The organism is Pararhizobium antarcticum (assembly GCF_001885585.1).
GTDB lineage: Bacteria > Pseudomonadota > Alphaproteobacteria > Rhizobiales > Rhizobiaceae > Pararhizobium > Pararhizobium antarcticum.
Map to the genome: position 1 here is coordinate 1 of NZ_LSRP01000053.1, position 1,160 is coordinate 1,160.

Sequence of the window (1,160 nt, forward strand, 5' to 3'; positions counted from 1 at the left end):
TCTTCGCAAAGGGTCAGAAGAAGGCCAGACCAGGTCTGGCAACTGAAATCGTCAAGCGATCCGATGCGGCCAAAGGCTTCGAGTTGTTGCCACGCCGATGGGTTGTCGAGCGAACCTTCGCATGGCTCGGACGATGCCGTAGACTGGCCAAGGACCTCGAAAACCTGTCAAGAAATGCGCTTGCCTTCCTCAAATTAGCCTCCATCCGCCTCATGCTGCGAAGGCTATGTTCAAAATGAGAAAGTGTTCGGACGGACTCTAAGAGATTGAGCCAAACTCATATCTAGCCTTGATTGGTATTTGCCAGTCCCGTTCAGAACGAAGTCTTTAACTGGGCGCCAATATCGAGCGTCGACTTGTCGCCCTCTTGAAACGTTGCTGATAGCGTTGCGTCGGCTTTCCAGCGCGCGTCGAATTTCCATCCGATCCGACTACCGATCGAGGCGAAGTCGCGGTCCTGCGAGCGACCTGTAACCGTCCCGACCCAGACCACGTCGGCACGGGCGCCATCGCTGACGCCGAATGTGCGACCGAGCGCCGCCGACAGCGTGTAATCCAGCTTGCCGCCGGTGTCATGAGTCCATCCAACTTCGGCCGCCACCGTGTTCGTTCGGGTGCGCTGCCCGGCGACGGTCGCTGAAAACAGGTTGGCGTTCGAGGTCGCCTCGCTATAGCCGTCGAGATCGTGCCACGTGCGTGTGTAGCGGGCGGAAATGGCCAGTTCGTTGGCGCTATCGGGCGCGTAGATGGCACCGATGCGGCCATAGGTGCTGAACAGCGTGCCCTCGTCCGTGCCGATTGAAGACACCAACCGGCCCGTGTCGAAATAGGAGCGGCTGAAGCGGATCGACATGCCGGGCGAACCCCAGGCACCGATCTCGCCAAAGACACGCAGCGGCGAACCTCTGTCGGGAGAAAGATAGCGGACGGCACTAGCCATCAGCAGCGCGCTGTCGCGATCGACATCCGTGTTGCCGGAGCCTGCGAGCGCGGCGCCACCAAGCAGGCTGAAGCCGTTGCCAGCCTCCCAGCGTGCGTATTCCGATGATGCCGGCCACCTATTCCGACGCGAAGCCGGCCACCCATTCCGAATTCATTCCGGCCACGATTCCGGCGTGAAGCCGGTCATCTCAAGCTGAACTCTGGGTCTAGGCAATGAA

At 60.0% G+C, this 1,160-nt stretch carries 2 protein-coding genes; one reads left to right on the plus strand and one right to left on the minus strand.

The genetic code is table 11. The features are described from left to right. Nucleotides 1-239 (plus strand): transposase (locus AX760_RS04895; RefSeq protein WP_139276435.1); only part of this gene is annotated, 239 nt, incomplete at its 5' end. Nucleotides 240-313: 74 nt separating this feature from the next. On the opposite strand, the gene AX760_RS04900 is transcribed toward AX760_RS04895, so the two are convergent. Beyond that, entirely contained in the window at nucleotides 314-940 is a 627-nt protein-coding gene (locus AX760_RS04900; protein WP_071831873.1) for a hypothetical protein, read from the minus strand. Between the last annotated feature and the right edge of the window lie 220 nt (nucleotides 941-1,160).